This window comes from Vagococcus changpingensis (genome assembly GCF_058211775.1).
Genome location: NZ_JBYVZB010000002.1, coordinates 284568 through 303152 on the forward strand (window position 1 = coordinate 284568; position 18585 = coordinate 303152).

Sequence of the window (18585 nt, forward strand, 5' to 3'; positions counted from 1 at the left end):
TAAAAATAATTTGGATAGGAAGCATTTTTATATATTAAAAATGAACAAATTATGTTAACGATCAGATGATCGGAAAGGGGCCCCTTATGATTACCGAAACAAAAACACCGGTTGATGAGATTAAATTAACCGAAATAAACTCAGAAAGTTCAAAATTTAGTTTAGGCGGTGCAACACTTTACGGTATTAATGCAGTAGTTGGTTCAGGTATTTTCTTATTACCACAAACAATTTATCGAGATTTAGGACCAGCTTCTCTATTAGCCATGGTATTTGATGCGGTGTTGGTGTTACTTTTGGCAGTATGTTTTGCTGAAGTGGCGTGTTATTTTGACAAAAATGGTGGTGCGTTCCAATATTCTAAATCAGCTTTTGGTGATTTAGTTGGATTTATCGTTGGACTATTAGGTTGGTTTGTAACGATTATCGCTTGGTCAGCAATGGCAGCAGGATTTGCCAAATTATTAATTGTTACAATACCTGCATTAGAAGGGCATAATAAAGCGATTAGTGTTATTTTAGTGATATTATTATCTATTATTAATAGTACCGGACTTAAAACATCCAAAATTTTTACCATCAGTATCACGATCGCAAAATTGATTCCTATTATTGCGTTTACCTTTATGAGTATTTTCTTTATTAAAAATGGTTTTGACGCTGGTAACTTTACACCATTCTTACAACTAAAAGAAGGTATGACGTTATCTAAGGCTATGGCCGGAACATCAATGACAGTATTTTATGCGTTTATCGGATTTGAAGCTTTACCAGTTGTAGCTGGTGAGATGAGAAATGCGAAGAAAAATGTTCCAAAAGCAATTATTGGCTCAATTAGTATCGTATCAATTCTTTACTTCATGATTATCGCTGGAACCATTGCGATGCTTGGAGTGGGGATTTTAGAAACAAATGCGCCTGTACAAGATGCCTTTGCTATGATGATAGGACCTGCTGGTAGATGGATTATTTCCATCGGGGCACTTATTTCAATTCTTGGATTAAACGTTGGGGATTCAATGATGATTCCTCGTTATGGAGCAAGTATTTCTGATGAAGGTTTACTACCAAAAATCGTTTCTAAGAAAAATAAAAAAGACGCACCTTATGTAGCTATTATCATCTCTTGTGTATTGACTTGTTTATTATTATTAAGTGGAAGTTTCGAACAATTAGCAGAATTAAGTGTAGTATTTAGATTTATTCAATATATTCCAACAGCAATCGCCGTTATTTTCTTACGTAAGAAAAATCCTGGTGTGGAAACAGCCTTTAGCTTACCATTTGGTCCAGTGATTCCACTACTTGCTGTAGCAGTTAGTGTATGGATGCTTGTTATGGGAGCAAATAGTAAGAGTTTAATTGCTGGAGGTATTGGTATCATTATCGCTGCAATTTTCTATTTCGTATTGAATGGTAAAAACGCAAGTAAAGCGAAATAAAGGGTTAAAGAGTATTGAATGAGTGAAGTGAGTTGTTAAGTTGAAAATGAGTTTAGGAGGAAGCAATAATGACTGAAGTAATTACATTAACAGGTAATGATTTAACATTGGAACAAGTGGTAGAGGTAGCAAGAAAAGGTGCAACAATTACGTTATCACAAGAAGCAATCGAGGCAGTGAATGCTTCAAGAAAAATTATTGATGATATTGTCGACAGTAAAAAAGTAACTTATGGTGTCAATACTGGATTTGGTTCCCTTGTTAAAGTAAGTATTCCACAAGAAGAAACTAGACAATTACAAGAAAACTTAATTCGTACTCACTCAAGTGGATTTGGTGATCCTTTAGGAGAAGATGAAGTACGTGCTATTATGTTAATCCGTATCAACTCTTTATTAAAAGGCTATTCAGGTATTCGTTTAAGTACCATTGAAACCTTAATGGCTATGTTAAATAATGGCGTTGTACCACATATTCCAGAAAAAGGATCTTTAGGAGCTTCAGGAGATTTAGCACCATTATCACATATGGTGTTACCAATGTTAGGATTAGGGCGTGCTTATTACAATGGTGAATTATTAGAAGGTAAAGAAGCAATGGCTCGTGCTGGTGTTGAAGTGATTCACTTAGAAGCAAAAGAAGGTTTGGCTTTAATTAACGGTACAACAGTTTTAACCGCTATCGGAGCATTAGCAACACATGATTCAATCGAGTTATTAAAACTTTCAGACATTGCCGGAGCATTATCATTAGAAGTACACAATGGTATTGTAAATGCCTTTGATGAAGAGTTACATATTATTCGTCCTCAAAGTGGGCAACTTGCAACAGCGAAAAATATTCGTCACATGTTAGAAGGAAGTACCTTAACAACGCAAGCAACAGCTGAACGTGTACAAGATCCTTACACATTACGTTGTATGCCTCAAATTCATGGTGCAAGTAAAGATACTGTGGCTTACGTGAAGAAAAAAGTGGAAATCGAAATTAACTCTGTAACAGATAATCCAATTATCACTCGTAGTGGAGATGTTATTTCAGGAGGTAACTTCCACGGTGAACCAATGGCACAACCATTTGACTACTTAGGAATTGGCGCAGCAGAAATTGGAAATGTGTCTGAACGTCGTGTGGAACGTTTGGTAAATACTAACTTAAGTGGTTTGCCTTCATTTTTAGTGAAACATCCAGGCGTTAACTCAGGATTTATGATTACACAATATGCTGCAGCATCATTAGCATCAGAAAACAAAATCTTATCACATCCAGCAAGTGTGGACTCAATTACATCTTGTGAAAACCAAGAAGACTTTGTCAGTATGGGAACAACAGCAGCTAGAACTGCTAGAGATATTACGAAAAACTCTCGTCGTATCGTCGCAACTGAAATGATGGCAGCATGTCAAGCTATTGACTTCATTAAAGACCGTGGTGTATTAGGTAAAGGAACTCAAGTAGCGTATGATGTCTTTAGAAAATATGTGAAATTCATTGATCTAGATAAAGATATTGAAATGTATGACGAATTAGAAAAAGCCACAGATGTATTAATCAATGGCGAATTATTAAAAGCTGTTGAAGAAGTTGTAGACTTAGATATCGAATTTGATTTTAGAAAATAAATAAACCACTTATAAAGCTCTGAATTGATTAAGATTCAGAGCTTTATTTTTAAATAAGTCGTGATAACTATTGAGTATCGAATCAATATTATGTAGTATGAATATAACGAGAAAAGGATGGTGTATGACGATGAAATATCAGAAACCAAAAGGAACAAACGATATTTTACCAGGTGAATCAGAAAAATGGCAGTTTGTAGAATCAACTGCACGTGACGTATTAAAAAAATATGACTTTCATGAAGTCAGAACGCCAATGTTTGAACATATTGAAGTTATTACACGAGGTGTTGGTGAGTCAACAGATATCGTGACAAAAGAGATGTATGATTTTAAAGACAAAGGTGATCGCCATATTACGCTTAGACCTGAAGGAACTGCTCCATTAGTTCGTTCATACGTTGAGCATAAATTATTCGGACCGGAACATCAAAATCCGTTTAAAGCTTTTTATATTGGCCCAATGTTTCGCTATGAACGCCCTCAAGCAGGACGTTTACGTCAATTTAACCAAATGGGGATTGAAGTATTAGGTAGTAGTAATCCAGCAACAGATGTTGAAGGGATTTTAGTCGCACTAGATTTCTTTAAACGTTTAGGCGTGACACATACTCAATTAGTGATTAACTCACTTGGAACAAGAGAAAATCGTATGGTTTATCGCCAAGCATTAATTGATTATTTAGAGCCTTTAAGCGACCAATTAAGTGATGACTCAAAACGTCGTTTACATACTAACCCACTTAGAGTATTAGATAGTAAAGATAAAAAAGATAAAGAAATTGTCGAAAATGCACCGTCAATTTTAGATTATCTAGATGAAGAGTCAAATGCTTTCTTTACTGAAGTGAAATCATTACTTGATGCAATGGGTGTGGAGTATGTAGTCGATCATAGAATGGTTCGAGGTCTTGACTACTACAATCACACCGTATTTGAAATTATGAGTAATGCGCCAGGATTTAATGGTGCGATTACCACAATTTGTGCTGGTGGACGTTATGATGGATTGGTTTCAGAGTTTAATGGACCAGATAGTCATGATTCAGGATTTGGGTTTGGTATGGGGATTGAACGTGTCTTAATTACAATGGATGCTGAAGGAGTAGAAATACCTGCAGCAAACAACGTGGATGTATATGTTGTTGGTCTAGGTGAAGAGACAAACTGTGAAAGTTTAAAATTAGCACAAGCAGCAAGACAAGCTGGATTTGTTTGTGAACGTGATTTTCTAAATCGTAAAGCCAAAGCACAATTTAAATCGGCAGATAAATTAAATGCCAAACTTGTTTTAATTATTGGTGAATCAGAATTAGCAGAAAAAGTTGTTCGTGTAAAAAATATGGTGACAGGTGAAGAGACAACCGTTTCATTAGATGATATTTATACATCCTTTAGCAATGTTTACAACAACATAATAGGGGAGTAAACGTATCTTTGGAGGAGACTTACTATGAAACGATTTAGCAAGGACTCTAGTACCATTGCTGATTATACTCGTAAATTAACGGTTATATTTTTATACGCGTTATTATACGCGATTGCTTTGAACATGTTTTGGCATCCAGCTTCAATCTATACTGGTGGAATCACTGGTTTTTCTCAAATAGTAAACACTGTTTTTGACAAATGGTTTGGCGTTAATTGGTCAATATCGGTCATTTATTATTTGATGAATCTACCATTTTTAATTTATGGTTGGAGAAAAATGAATAAAGAAATTGTCATTTTTACTTTAATAAGTGTGACAGCCGCATCCCTTGCAATTAGCATTGTACCTGAAATTGTACTAACTAAAGACCCAATTATCTGTGCACTGTTTGGTGGGGCCATTGGAGGGAGTTCTCTAGGATTAGCTTTAAAAAATGGTGTTGCTACAGGTGGACTTGATATTGGGATTATTGTGATTCGACGCAAGACAGGGCGTAGTATCGGCTCAATTTCGATGGTAATCAACGGGATTATTGTAATAGCAGCAGGCTATCTATTTGGTTTTCCGTATGCTTTTTATAGTTTGCTATCCATTATTGTGAGTGGAAAAGTGACTGATTTTATTTTTACTAAACAACAAAAAATGCAAGCTTTAATCATTACTAGACAGCCTGAAAAAGTGATCGCCGAACTTAAGGTGCGATTACTTCGAGGTGTGACGATTTTAAATGAAGCAGAAGGAGCGTATGATCACCGTGAAAAAGTGGTTCTTTTGACGGTTATTACACGTTATGAAATGCCATTATTGGAAGAAGCAATCAAAGAAGCGGATAATGAGGCCTTTGTTAGTATCTCAGAAAATGTCCACACAATTGGAAAATTTGATGATTTTGAATTTTAAATCAATAGAAAAGCCACTTAGCGATTTGCTAGGTGGCTTTTTATAAACTCATTTTCACATGACAGGTAAAAATAAGACTTACACAAGTTGTCGATTTTTTGAAACCAATTCTCCATTTTTATAAACATCTTTGACTAAGTTTGTTGCAAAGAAATATAATGGATAATCAATATTTGGTGCATCAAATACGGCAATGTCAGCACGTTTTCCTTCTGTGAAACTTCCGATTGATTCCCCTAAACCAACTGAGTAAGCAGCATTGATTGTCACGGCATTAAATACTTGGATTGGTGTTAAATGCATTTTGAAACAACCAAGTTGCATAATAAATTGAATGTTTGCTGTTGGACAGCTTCCAGGGTTTGAGTCAGTGGACAATGTAATAGCCATACCAGCATCTAACATTTTTTTGGCAGGAGCGTAAGTATCAGCCATTAAACTGAACGTTGTTCCTGGTAATAAGTTACCAATAACACCTGCTTCACTCATTTTTTTGATCCCTTCATCAGTAGCAGCCATTAAATGTTCCGCACTCACTGTTTCAAGTTCTGCCGCCACATCAACTCCACCGATTGAGTCGATTTCATCAGCATGAATACGCAATTTGAAGTCTAAGTCTTTTGCTGCTTGAAGTAAGCGACGAGATTGCTCCGCTGTAAATACACCAGTTTCACAGAATATATCACAGAAGTCTGCTAAATTTTCTTCTTTTACTTTTGGTAGCATCTCAATGATGATTTGATCGATAAACGCATCCCCATCGTCATTAAATTCTTCAGGAATAGCATGAGCTGCCATAAATGTTGACACTAAATCAATTGGATGAGTATGATTTAATTCTTTTACCACATTCATTTGTTTTTTTTCTGTTTCCCAATCAAGACCATAACCACTTTTTGCTTCAACTGTTGTTACACCGTGGATTAACATCTCATCTAATAAATGACTTGATTTATCGTAAAGGGTGTCAAAAGAAGCACTCTTTGTCGAGCGTACAGTACTTAAAATACCGCCACCTTCTTTTAAAATATCTAAGTAAGAGACACCATTTAATTTTTTGGCAAATTCATTTTCACGGCTGCCACCATATACTAAGTGAGTATGACAATCAATCAATCCTGGTGTTGCAAGTTTTCCTGTATAATCATGGATTTTAGTATGATCACCAATTAGTGACTCATCAGGTTGTCCACTACCGATTTTGAGGATTTTACCATTTTTAATCGCGATATACCCATCTTCAATAATGGTTGCCTCAGACATTTCGCTTCCTTTTAAAGCACGTTGTTTATCTATCGGTGAAAAAATTTGACTAAAATGTACTAATAGTTTATCTGCTTGCATGAAAAAGTTCCTCCTTTTTATTTCTATACTAATTATAACCATTTAATGAGTATAATGTAGTCTTGTATCATCTAAAAAGGGTCAAAAAAATTTTTTTAGAAAAAAAAGAGAAAAAAAGAGACTTTTTGCTGTGAATTGACCCATAATAGACTATGGGAGGATAAACTAAGGCCATAACTTAATGATTCATTCACTTATGTCTACAGGAAAAGAGATAAGTAACTCAAGATAAACTAAGGAGGAAGTAACAATGATTAAAAATACTGATATTAGTAAAGCAATGACGATTAAATTGCCAGATGTGTTACCAGATATGCCGAAATTCGAAGAAGGCATTCGTCGTGCCCCAGACAGAGGATTCCGTTTAACTGAAGCACAAACTGAATTAGCATTAAAAAATGCGCTTCGTTATGTACCAGAACAATTTCATGATCAAGTGATTCCAGAATTCTTAGAAGAATTAAAAACAAGAGGTCGTATTTATGGCTATCGTTGGTATCCAAAAGAACGCATCTATGGTAAACCAATAGATGAGTATAAGGGAAAATGTACCGCAGCTAAAGCAATGCAAGTGATGATTGATAATAACTTAGACTTTGACATTGCACTATATCCATATGAATTAGTGACTTATGGAGAAACAGGCCAAGTCTGTTCAAACTGGATGCAGTATCAATTAATTAAACGTTACCTAGAAGAGATGACTGATGAACAAACATTGGTTCTTGAATCTGGTCACCCATTAGGCTTATTTGCTTCTAAAAAAGATGCTCCAAGAGTCATCATCACAAATGGTTTACTTGTTGGGGAATATGACAATATTCACGACTGGGAAATCGCAGAACAAATGGGTGTCACAAACTACGGACAAATGACTGCTGGAGGATGGATGTACATTGGTCCTCAAGGGATTGTTCACGGAACATTTAATACATTATTAAATGCCGGTCGTTTGAAATTAGGAATTCCAGACGATGGAGATTTAACTGGAAAACTATTCATAACATCAGGTTTAGGTGGTATGAGTGGGGCTCAAGGTAAAGCTGGTGAGATTGCTAAATCAGTGACAATTGTAGCTGAAGTTGACCGCTCTCGTATCGATACTCGTTTAGAACAAGGATGGATTAGTCATGTGACTGAAACACCAGAAGAAACAATGACATTAGCTAAAGAATATTTAGATAACAAAGATTCAACATCTATTGCTTATCATGGTAATGTTGTTGACTTACTTGAATATGTTGACAAACATGATATCCATGTTGATTTATTATCAGACCAAACCTCTTGTCATAACGTATATGAAGGTGGTTATTGTCCAGTTGGTATCACATTTGAAGAAAGAACTCGTTTACTTGCTGAGGATCAAGAAACATTTAGAAAAATGATTGATGACACGTTAGCTCGTCACTTTAACGTGATCAAATCATTAACAAGCAAAGGAACTTACTTCTTTGACTATGGTAACTCATTTATGAAAGCTATCTATGATACAGGAATTAAAGAAATTTCTAAAAACGGTGTGGATGATAAAGATGGATTTATCTGGCCATCATATGTAGAAGACATTATGGGACCTATGTTATTTGATTATGGTTATGGTCCATTTAGATGGGTATGTTTATCACGTAAACATGAAGACTTAAAGGCAACAGATAGAGCAGCTATGGAAGTTATCGATCCAACTCGTCGTTATCAAGACCGTGATAACTACAACTGGATTCGTGATGCTGAAGATAACAAATTAGTTGTTGGAACAGAAGCTCGTATATTATATCAAGATGCAATGGGACGAGTGAATATTGCGCTTAAATTTAACGAAATGGTTCGCCGTGGGGAAATTGGGCCTGTGATGATTGGTCGTGACCATCATGACGTATCTGGAACAGACTCACCATTCCGTGAAACATCAAATATTAAAGATGGGAGCAATGTAACGGCTGATATGGCAACACAATGTTACGCAGGGAATGCTGCTCGTGGTATGAGTTTAATCGCTTTACATAACGGTGGTGGTGTTGGTATTGGTAAATCTATCAACGGTGGCTTTGGTCTAGTATTAGATGGAACTGAATTAACAGACGACATCATCAAATCTGCGATTGCATGGGACACTATGGGTGGAGTTGCTCGTCGTAGTTGGGCAAGAAATGACCATGCGATTGAAACATCAATGGAATATAATGAAGTGAGAAAAGGATCAGATCATATCACGATTCCATATTTAGCTGATGATGAAAAAGTAAAATCAGCAGTAAGTGATTTATTTAAATAACGATTAGAGTGGACTTCCTATCCAAATCTCTAAACCCTCTCGTTTTTACATTGAGAGGGTTTTATTGTCTTGATTTTTCCGAAAACGATTTCTTTTACTATAACAAAATAGTATAATTATGGTGACAGGGTATATGTGTATATCGTTAATATACAAAAAAGGTGTGATTTGTTAAAGTGGGGAGAGTTTTTACGGTATGGGAAATTATTTAAATTGTCGATTGTTTGGAACACCAGAAGTAAGTTTAGATGGTGAGATTGTTTTGTTTTCTTTTTCTAAAATCAATGCCATGCTTTATTATTTATTAATTAATAAAACCGTTAGTCGTGATGAATTATCAGGACTGTTATGGCCAGATAAGAGTGATAAGAATGCAAAAAAAAATCTTCGAAACGCCATTTACCAAGCAAATAAAAGTTTAGGCATGGAGCTAATTATTTCTCCAAATAAATCATTGTTAATGTTAAATGACACAATTAACTTCACAAGTGATGTGGCGCAATTTACTCAGGATCCTGAAACGTATTATTATCTTTATAAAGGTGAATTTTTGAAAGGGTTTTATTTAAAAGAATGTGAAGGATTTGATTTTTGGGTTGTTAGGATGAAACGCTTTTTTGAGAAAAAGTTCGTTGAGACCGTTCATCGCCGAATAGAACAAGATATTGCCAATGGTGTGAATGAGCATGTGGAAGAAGCGATTGAACAATTAATGTTTATTGATGAATTTAATGAAATTAACTATCAGTATTTGATGACTTTTTATCAACAACAAAGCCGAGATAATAAAGTAGTAGATGTTTATCATAAGTTATCAAATTTGTTGAAATCAGAGCTTGGCGTTACACCAAACAAACAAACAAAAGTCATTTATGAAACGTCACTTGAGAGGATTTTGTCAGAAAATACGACTAACAATCAACGTTTTTCATCACTATTTTATGGTCGTTCAGAAGAGTTACAACAATTATCAGTCAATTTTGCGGCTTTTAAAAGTCGTCAGTCTTATCAATCTGTGGTGGTTCGTGGTGAAGCAGGTATTGGAAAAAGTGCGTTGATAAATCGGGCGATAGATAGCGTGTCAGATGAGTTTAAAGTCATCGAAACACAGTGCTATCAAGCAGAAGAAAATCATTTGTTACGTCCATGGAAAAAAATTATTGATCAATTGACGGTTATAATAGAAAATCAAGAATTAATCGATCCACTTGTTTGGCAAAAAGTGATTCGAAAAGTTTTTCCTAGTTTTACTCAACCGTTTCTTGAAGTGATTTCGCATGGAGAGACAGAACCTTACAAGGAAAAGATGTTATCAGATTTGATGATAGAAGCTATTAACAAGTTATCTCAACAACAACAACTTATTTTCTTATTTGATGATATTCAGTGGATGGATGAATCTAGTTTAGATTTGTTGACGACTGTTATGCTACATTGCCATACAAATGCGATGTTTCTGATGTCCGCTAGAAGTGTTGAGCGTTATCCATTGGACAAATTTATCAATACATTAAAACAGAGTGGTAAGTTAGCAGTTATCAATCTAGAACCTTTCTCATATGAGGAAACAGATGGATTTATTCGCAAAAAATTGCCGAATTTTGATGTGACCACTACAATAGTCGACAATGTGTATCAACATACGGAAGGAAACTTATTTTTCCTAATTGAGTACGTGTCCCTATTAAATAGCAATATGAATTTAAATACCATGACAGTGAAGATGAAAGATGCTTTACGAAATCGCTTTTTATATCTAACAGAAAAAGAACAAGAACTAGTGTCTATTATTTCTTATTTTTATGATTATGCCTTAATTGATAGTCTGGTGTTTTTAACCAATAGATCAAGTTATGACATCGTGGCGATGATTGAAAGCCTCGTATCGAAAAATATCTTAGTTGAAAAAGTGGTTAGAGATAAAATTGCGACAAGTTTTACTCATGTGAAGTTACGGGAGTTTGTTTATATGAATCAATCTCTTGCTAAAAAACGTGTACTTCATCACCGCATTGCTGAATTTTTAGAATCGCAACTTAAACCTGGAGGCAATGATATTCTTCAGTATGACACGATAGCCTATCACTACAAACATGGAAAAGATGAATTAAGTGGTTTGAAATATCGTCTAAAATATTTTGAAGGGTACCTGGGTTTTTATCATGAGCTATTCCCAGTTGAAGGACAATACGGTGTGGATCCATTTAGTTTCAACAAAGAATGGGCAACAGAGCAATTTGCGAAAATTAATCAACGATTAACACAATTAAGTCCAGATGATAAACAAACAAATGTATATAACTTACTCAGACTTCAATATTTGTACCTGGAAGGTCGTTTTTTGATAAAATATGGAGAGTATGAGCGAGGTGTGGCAAACATTCAAAGCGTGTTGATTAGAGCAAGAGAATTAAACGAGAGCTCTTATTTATTAAATGGGTATAAGCAAATGATTTATTATTATATTCAGATAAATGAACCTAAAGAGATGATTTATTACATAGAACTGGCTTTGGATTTGTCGATTCGAGAAAACAATCATCAATCAATCGGTATTTTATTACGTCTTAAGGGACTTTATCATATGATGAGCGGTAATAATACGGTGGCTGAGAAGTTACTAAAAGAGTCTATTAATACGTTTATGTTGACTGATGAAATCAGTAAAAAGTATTCAGTGAGCATTGCAGCAGCCTACAACTACTTAGGTGAAATACGGATGAATAATGGAGCGTACCAAGATGCTGTGGGTATGTTTGAAAAAGCCATTGATTTGTGTCAAAGTAATCAAGCACTCTCAAGTTTAACAATATTCTATATTAATGTTGGCGTGGCGTTGTTTGCTTTAGAAAATTATGAAGAAGCAGAAATCTATTTCTTAAAAGCAGAAGAAATTTTTTCTAGTCTAAATTTTTACTGGAAACGAGCTAAATTGGATGCATATCTTTCTATTTTGTATGCGCAAAAGAATCATATGCAGAAATCTCAATTTTATTTAATTCAAGGTGAAAAGCACGCAAAACGGATGGGGAATTGTCGTGATATAGGTATGGTAGAATATGCAAAATATATCAATTATCACGTGTACCATCATGACGCTATAGATGATTTTTTACCAGTTGAAACGATTTGTGAGTATTTAAATGACTACCAAGATGCTTATGAAATTAGTAAATTAAAAGAAATTAGATAATAAATTCAAGCCTCAATAAGAGGCTTGAATTTTTTTATCTTTAATCATCGAAGATATTTAGTGAAACCAGTGATTTGATGTTAAAATAAAACTATAAAGAAAAAGAAGGGTGGATATGGGATGTATCCTTTAGCGATTGACGTTGGGACAACCAATATTAAGTTACAAATTTTTGAAAAAGACACGATTATAGAAGAACTAGTCTTACCGATAGAAACATTTACAGATAGAGGAAGTAGAGTTTTCCAAAGTCCAGCTCACATTTATCGTCAAATTGTACGAGGTATTCGTACCATGACACAAGAGGGTTACAACATTGATTCAATCGTTTTGACAACAGCTATGCATAGTATTATGCCAATAGTTGAGGGACGAGACGAAGAGATGTATATTTGGCTAGATGCACAAAGCAAGCCATTTGTTGAAACAATAAAATCAGAAAAAAACTATCTAAATTATTATAAAAAAACGGGCACACCCATTCACGAGATGTCACCTTTTGCAAAAATTGGGCATTTCCAAAAAGAAAAATGGTTTAACGATGTTATTCGGTGGGTTGGAATGAAAGATTACTTAATGGAACGATTGACAGGAGAATTTGTCGTAGATTATTCCATTGCCTCAGCAACAGGCTTATTTAATATCCATGATAAGAAATGGGATGAAGCCATTTTGAAAAAAGTTGGAACAGATGAATCAATGTTAGCTAAGTTAGTTGATACGGATTATTCTGCTCCACTCCTTGAAGATGTTGCGGATGAATTATTCTTAACACCAAATATCCCAGTTTATATTGGTGCAAGTGACGGTTGTTTAGCGAGTTATGCTAGTTATGTCGCAAATGGTACGCTTAATACCATCACGATTGGAACGAGTGGCGCGGTGCGTAAATTATCTAAAACAATTGAGTTAGATGATAAAGGACAGACGTTTTGCTATTACTTAAACGATACTTATTGGGTCATTGGTGGTGCGACAAATAATGGCGGACAAATTATGACATGGGCTGAAAATGTCTTTTTTGAAGGTCAGTCTATTTATCAAGAGCTAAATCATTCTCTTAGTCAATCACCAATCGGAAGTGACGGGCTACTATTTTTCCCTTATTTAACAGGAGAACGTGCCCCAATTTGGCAATCAACTCCTCAAGGAAAATACATTGGACTAAGTTTACAACACACTAAACATCATATGGTTAGAAGTATAGTCGAAGGTATTTTTTATAATTTACGCTATATCAGTGAATTAATTGAATTAGAGCCACGAGAAATTACTGTGAATGGCGGCTTTTTTGCGAATGAGTTATTAGCCATGATGGCGGCTGATATTTTTGGTCAAAATGTTGTTCAATCGGTTTATAATGAACCAAATTTTGGAGCAGTGAGCCTAATTCATCCAGTTAAGTCGTTTTTATTATCAGACCATCGTCGAACATTTTATACGGAAGATAACCATCATTTATATAATCATAGCTATGAATCATTTAAAAAAGAAATAGAAACGAACATTATAAACAAATAACTTTTGAAACTTACGTATATTTTTGACAGGATTTTTATCACTTGTTACAATGAACAAAAAGACAGAATGGAGAATAGTCATGAGTGATATTGCTGTGATTATGGGTAGTAAATCTGATTGGGATACGATGAAAGAAGCATGTGATGTCTTAGATGAACTAAATGTAACATATCAAAAAAAAATTGTCTCAGCTCACCGGACACCAGAGTTAATGTTCGCTTTTGCTCAAGAAGCAGAAAGTAAAGGCTATAAAGTCGTTATCGCAGGAGCAGGTGGTGCGGCTCATTTACCAGGAATGGTGGCAGCTTTAACGACGTTACCAGTGATTGGTGTACCAGTAGAATCAAAAAGTTTAAAAGGAATGGATTCACTTTTATCAATTGTTCAAATGCCAGGGGGAATTCCTGTCGCAACGACAGCTATTGGTAAACCTGGCGCTAAAAATGCCGGTTTATTAGCAGCTCAAATTATTGGCATTACAGATAAAAATATTGGAAAAAATCTGCATCAATATAGACAGCAGTTAAAGAAAACTGTACTAGAAAGTGGTGACTCTTTTGATTAATTCTATCTTGCCTTCGCAAACAGTTGGTATTATTGGTGGTGGACAACTCGGTCAAATGATGGCTCAAAGTGCAAAAGAAAAAGGATTTGTTGTTGGGGTACTTGATCCTAATGACAATTGTCCAGCTGCTCAAGTGTGTGATTTTCATATTCAAGCGTCATATGATGATATCTCTGCTATTAAGAAATTAGCTAATCAATCAGATGTTTTGACGTATGAATTTGAAAATGTCGATGCTAAAGTATTAGAACCATATGACAATATAGGCAAACTCCCTCAAGGGTTGAAACTATTAAAAATATCGCAAAATAGACAATTTGAAAAAGAATTTTTAGTTCAACATAGTATCCCAGTTTCTCCATTTGAAGTCATTCGTTCAGTCGACGAATTAAAAAAAGCACTTAAAGTGATTGGGTTTCCAAGTGTACTGAAAACGATCATTGGTGGGTACGATGGAAAAGGTCAAATTGTGTTGCGCAGTGAAGAGGATATAAAAGACTGTCAAGAATTACTAAAAAATGCGACATGTATTTTGGAAAAATGGGTGTCGTTTGAAAAAGAAATCTCTGTGATCATTTCAAACAATAAGCGTCAAGAGATTAGTGTGTTTCCTGTGGCAGAAAATAAGCATGTGAACAATATTTTGTTTACTAGTATCGCACCAGCTAGAATCAGTGAAGCATGTGCAAAAGAGGCTATATCACTAGCCAAGCGAATTAGTAAAGAACTTGAAGCATGTGGCACAATTACGATTGAAATGTTTGTAACTGAGACAGAAGAATTGGTAGTCAATGAAATTGCACCAAGACCACATAATTCTGGTCATTACACGATTGAATCGTGTTCAGCAAGTCAGTTCGATACACATATATTAGGAATCTGCCAATGGGCAATGCCTAATATCAAAAGTTTTAGTGATGCAGTGATGGTGAACTTAATTGGAGACGAACAAAGCAAAGCGAAACAGGTTGTCTCTGAAAAAAATAATTGGAATTTTCATTTTTATGGAAAAAAAGATGAAAAACCAGGTAGAAAAATGGGTCACATTACGATATTATCAAATAGTATGTCAGAAACATTAACAGAAATTCAAAATCAAGATATTTGGCAATAAGAAAGGAAAAGACAATGATAGAACGTTATACTCGTAAAGAAATGGGAAATATCTGGTCAGATGACAACCGTTATGCTGCATGGTTAGAAGTTGAAATTTTAGCTGCGGAAGCATGGGCAAGCTTAGGAGAAATTCCTAAAGAAGATACTGTATTGATTAGAGAGAATGCGACGTTTGATATTGATCGTATTTTAGAAATCGAACAAGAAACACGTCATGATGTTGTGGCGTTTACGCGTGCAGTTTCTGAGAGTTTAGGACAAGAGAGAAAATGGGTTCACTACGGCCTAACAAGTACAGACGTTGTTGACACAGCTTATGGCTATTTAATGAAACAAGCTAATGATATTTTACGTAAAGATTTGTCTGAGTTTCTTGAAGTAATAAAAGAGAAAGCATTAGAGCATAAATACACAGTTATGATGGGTCGAACGCATGGCGTACACGCGGAACCAACGACATTTGGACTTAAATTAGCGTTATGGTATTCAGAAATGAAACGAAACATCGAGCGCTTTGAACATGCTGCTCGTGGTGTTGAAGCGGGTAAAATTAGTGGTGCTGTTGGAACATTTGCTAATACACCACCTGAAGTTGAAGCGTTTGTCTGTGATAAGTTAGGGATTCGCGCGCAAGAGATTTCAACGCAAGTATTGCCTCGTGACCTACATGCTGAATATATTGCAACAATTGCATTAATCGCCACAAGTATTGAAAAATTTGCAACAGAGATTAGAGGGTTACAAAAATCTGAAACACGTGAAGTCGAAGAATTTTTTGCAAAAGGACAAAAAGGTTCTTCAGCTATGCCGCATAAACGTAATCCAATCGGCTCTGAAAACATGACAGGGTTGGCTCGTGTGTTGCGTGGACACGTGGTAACAGCTTATGAAAATGTGTCTTTATGGCATGAAAGAGATATCTCTCATTCATCTGCAGAACGTATTATTATTCCAGATTCAACGATTTTATTAGATTATATGTTACAACGATTTACTAACATTGTTAAAAATTTAACAGTATTCCCTGAGAATATGAAACGTAACATGGGTGCTACGTTTGGTTTGATTTATAGTCAACGTGTGCTATTGAAATTGATTGATAAAGGTATGTCTCGTGAGGAGGCGTATGATTTAGTACAACCAAAAACAGCTATTTCTTGGGATGAACAAACTGATTTTAGACCATTACTAGAATCTGATGAAAAAATTATGTCTGTCTTGTCTAAAGAAGAATTAGACGATGCATTTGACTATAACTATCACTTAAAACATGTTGATGATTTATTTGATAGAGTAGGATTAATAAAATAATGACTGAGGTTCGCGAAATCTATTTTCGTGGCCTTTTTATTTTGTCTAAAATCATACTAATTATATTAAAAGCGAACGTTTTAGAGAATGTTTTGTTTTATCGTTAATAATTAATTGACGTTCAAAAAAACTCTTGTTACTATATGTTTATTAAATGAATAATGTTAATAAAATATATGAAAATGTTCTTTAATGACGAAAGGAAGAAAAGAAATGTCAGAAGTTTTATATTTAGGTAAGGCTAAAAGCGTACATTCGACAGGAAAAGAAAATGAGTTAAGGTTGGTTTATCTAGATCAGGCAACGGCATTAAATGGTAAAAAGAAAGATGAAATTATTGGTAAAGGTCAATTGAATAATTCAATTAGTTCTGAAGTGTTTCGATATCTATCTTCAAAAGGAGTTATACATCATTGGATTAAGCAACTTAGTGAGAATGAGCAGTTAGTTAAAGCTGTGACAATAATTTCGCTTGAAGTCGTCGTTCGAAACATTGCAGCAGGAAGTTTTTCAAAGCGTTTTGGTATAAAAGAAGGAACGATCTTACCAACACCCATTCTTGAGTTTTATTATAAAGACGATGCCTTGGATGATCCATTTATGAATGAAGATCATATTGATTATTTAGATATTGCAACAAAAGAAGAAGTGGCTTTTATTAAAGAACAATCTTTTACAATTAATGATTGTCTAAAAGAATTGTTTTCATCTATTGGATTGACATTAGTTGATTTTAAATTGGAGTTTGGACGAGATAGTGACGGACGCATTATTCTAGCAGATGAGGTAACACCAGATACGTGTCGTTTATGGGAAGATAAGACGAACAAATCATTAGATAAAGACGTTTACCGAAAAGACATTGGAGATTTGGTGAGTGTATATAAAGAAGTTGAAAAACGATTAAGCGAAAGAAAAGGAGAATAATCATGTTTAAAGTAAGAGTGTATGTAAACTACAAAGCATCCATTTTAGATCCGCAAGCTGCAGTTATTGATGGAGCTATCAAACGTTTAGGTGAAGATGGTGTATCAGATATTCGCGTGGGAAAAGTATTTGATTTTGTGATTAAAGCAGATAGCAAACAAGATGCTGAAGCAAAAGTTGATAAGATTAGTGATAATTTATTAGCTAATCCGAACATGGAGACCTATGACTTTACTGTTACGGAGGTTAACTAATCATGGCAAAATTTGGTGTAGTAGTATTCCCTGGTTCAAATGGTGATCAAGATTTATTGTTAGCTATTCAAGATGTGATTGGTGAAGAAGCCGAATATGTGTCACACAGAACAACTGACTTGTCAGAGTATGACGTTATTTTATTGCCAGGTGGTTTTTCTTATGGTGATTACTTAAGATGTGGGGCTATTGCTAAATCAAGTCCAGTGATGGAAGCAGTAAAACAGTTTGCCAGTGAAGGAAAACCAGTCTTTGGCACATGCAATGGATTCCAAATATTAACAGAGACAGGTCTTTTACCAGGTGTTTTATTAAATAACACATCGCTGAAATTCATTTGTGACATGCAACCATTAAAAGTGAAGAATAATCAAACAATGTTTACAAATGAATATGAACAAGATGAAATCATTACCTTACCGATTGCTCACGGTGAAGGAAATTACTACTGTGACAATGCAACTTTAAAAGAATTAAAAGAAAACAATCAAATTATTTTTACTTATGAAAAAACAAATCCAAATGGCAGTGTGGAAGACATTGCAGGCATTACAAATAAGGAAGGAAATATTATTGGTTTAATGCCCCATCCAGAACGCGCGATGGAAGATTTATTAGGTAGTTCTGATGGCAAAAAACTATTTCAATCAATCGTAAATCATTTAAGAAAGGTGACGGCATAA

At 34.9% G+C, this 18585-nt stretch carries 14 protein-coding genes; 13 read left to right on the top strand and 1 reads right to left on the bottom strand.

Annotated features, from left to right (window positions below; all coding sequences use genetic code 11):
• Positions 1–86: 86 nt before the first annotated feature.
• From AC37UB_RS05815 to AC37UB_RS05830, 4 genes are all read left to right on the top strand, one after another.
• Positions 87–1442 (top strand): APC family permease, encoded by a 1356-nt coding sequence (locus tag AC37UB_RS05815; protein ID WP_241699327.1) that lies wholly within the window; start codon positions 87–89, stop codon positions 1440–1442.
• A gap of 68 nt (positions 1443–1510) precedes the next feature.
• Entirely contained in the window at positions 1511–3064 is a 1554-nt protein-coding gene (gene hutH / locus AC37UB_RS05820; protein ID WP_490685435.1) for a histidine ammonia-lyase, read from the top strand.
• 130 nt (positions 3065–3194) lie between these two features.
• Complete coding sequence (hisS, locus tag AC37UB_RS05825; protein WP_117972626.1) at positions 3195–4493, top strand: histidine--tRNA ligase; 1299 nt, start codon at positions 3195–3197, stop codon at positions 4491–4493.
• Between the two features lie 24 nt (positions 4494–4517).
• Entirely contained in the window at positions 4518–5396 is an 879-nt protein-coding gene (locus tag AC37UB_RS05830; protein ID WP_117972627.1) for a YitT family protein, read from the top strand.
• Positions 5397–5474: 78 nt separating this feature from the next.
• Here the strand turns inward: AC37UB_RS05830 and hutI are convergent, their stop codons facing one another.
• The gene (gene hutI, locus AC37UB_RS05835; protein ID WP_490685436.1) at positions 5475–6740 is read right to left on the bottom strand and encodes an imidazolonepropionase; all 1266 of its coding nucleotides are present in this window, start codon (positions 6738–6740) and stop codon (positions 5475–5477) included.
• 250 nt (positions 6741–6990) lie between these two features.
• On the opposite strand from hutI, the gene hutU reads away from it, so the two are divergent.
• From hutU to purQ, 9 genes are all read left to right on the top strand, one after another.
• Positions 6991–9015, top strand: coding sequence for a urocanate hydratase (gene hutU / locus AC37UB_RS05840; RefSeq protein WP_490685437.1), 2025 nt, complete (start codon positions 6991–6993; stop codon positions 9013–9015).
• 196 nt (positions 9016–9211) lie between these two features.
• Positions 9212–12208, top strand: a complete 2997-nt coding sequence (locus AC37UB_RS05845) for an ATP-binding protein (RefSeq protein ID WP_490685438.1) — start codon at positions 9212–9214, stop codon at positions 12206–12208.
• A gap of 120 nt (positions 12209–12328) precedes the next feature.
• Entirely contained in the window at positions 12329–13729 is a 1401-nt protein-coding gene (locus AC37UB_RS05850) for a gluconokinase (protein WP_490685439.1), read from the top strand.
• Between the two features lie 49 nt (positions 13730–13778).
• Positions 13779–14294, top strand: a complete 516-nt coding sequence (gene purE, locus AC37UB_RS05855) for a 5-(carboxyamino)imidazole ribonucleotide mutase (protein WP_241699331.1) — start codon at positions 13779–13781, stop codon at positions 14292–14294.
• On the top strand, positions 14278–15408 hold the full coding sequence (gene purK / locus AC37UB_RS05860; RefSeq protein WP_241699332.1) for a 5-(carboxyamino)imidazole ribonucleotide synthase: 1131 nt from the start codon (positions 14278–14280) through the stop codon (positions 15406–15408). The genes purE and purK overlap by 17 nt, the downstream gene beginning before the upstream one ends.
• 14 nt (positions 15409–15422) lie before the next feature.
• Positions 15423–16721, top strand: coding sequence for an adenylosuccinate lyase (gene purB, locus AC37UB_RS05865; RefSeq protein WP_117972633.1), 1299 nt, complete (start codon positions 15423–15425; stop codon positions 16719–16721).
• 213 nt (positions 16722–16934) lie between these two features.
• The gene (purC, locus tag AC37UB_RS05870) at positions 16935–17648 is read left to right on the top strand and encodes a phosphoribosylaminoimidazolesuccinocarboxamide synthase (protein ID WP_490685440.1); all 714 of its coding nucleotides are present in this window, start codon (positions 16935–16937) and stop codon (positions 17646–17648) included.
• A 2-nt stretch (positions 17649–17650) separates the two neighbouring features.
• Positions 17651–17902, top strand: a complete 252-nt coding sequence (gene purS / locus AC37UB_RS05875) for a phosphoribosylformylglycinamidine synthase subunit PurS (RefSeq protein ID WP_241699334.1) — start codon at positions 17651–17653, stop codon at positions 17900–17902.
• A 2-nt stretch (positions 17903–17904) separates the two neighbouring features.
• Positions 17905–18585, top strand: coding sequence for a phosphoribosylformylglycinamidine synthase subunit PurQ (gene purQ / locus AC37UB_RS05880; protein WP_490685441.1), 681 nt, complete (start codon positions 17905–17907; stop codon positions 18583–18585).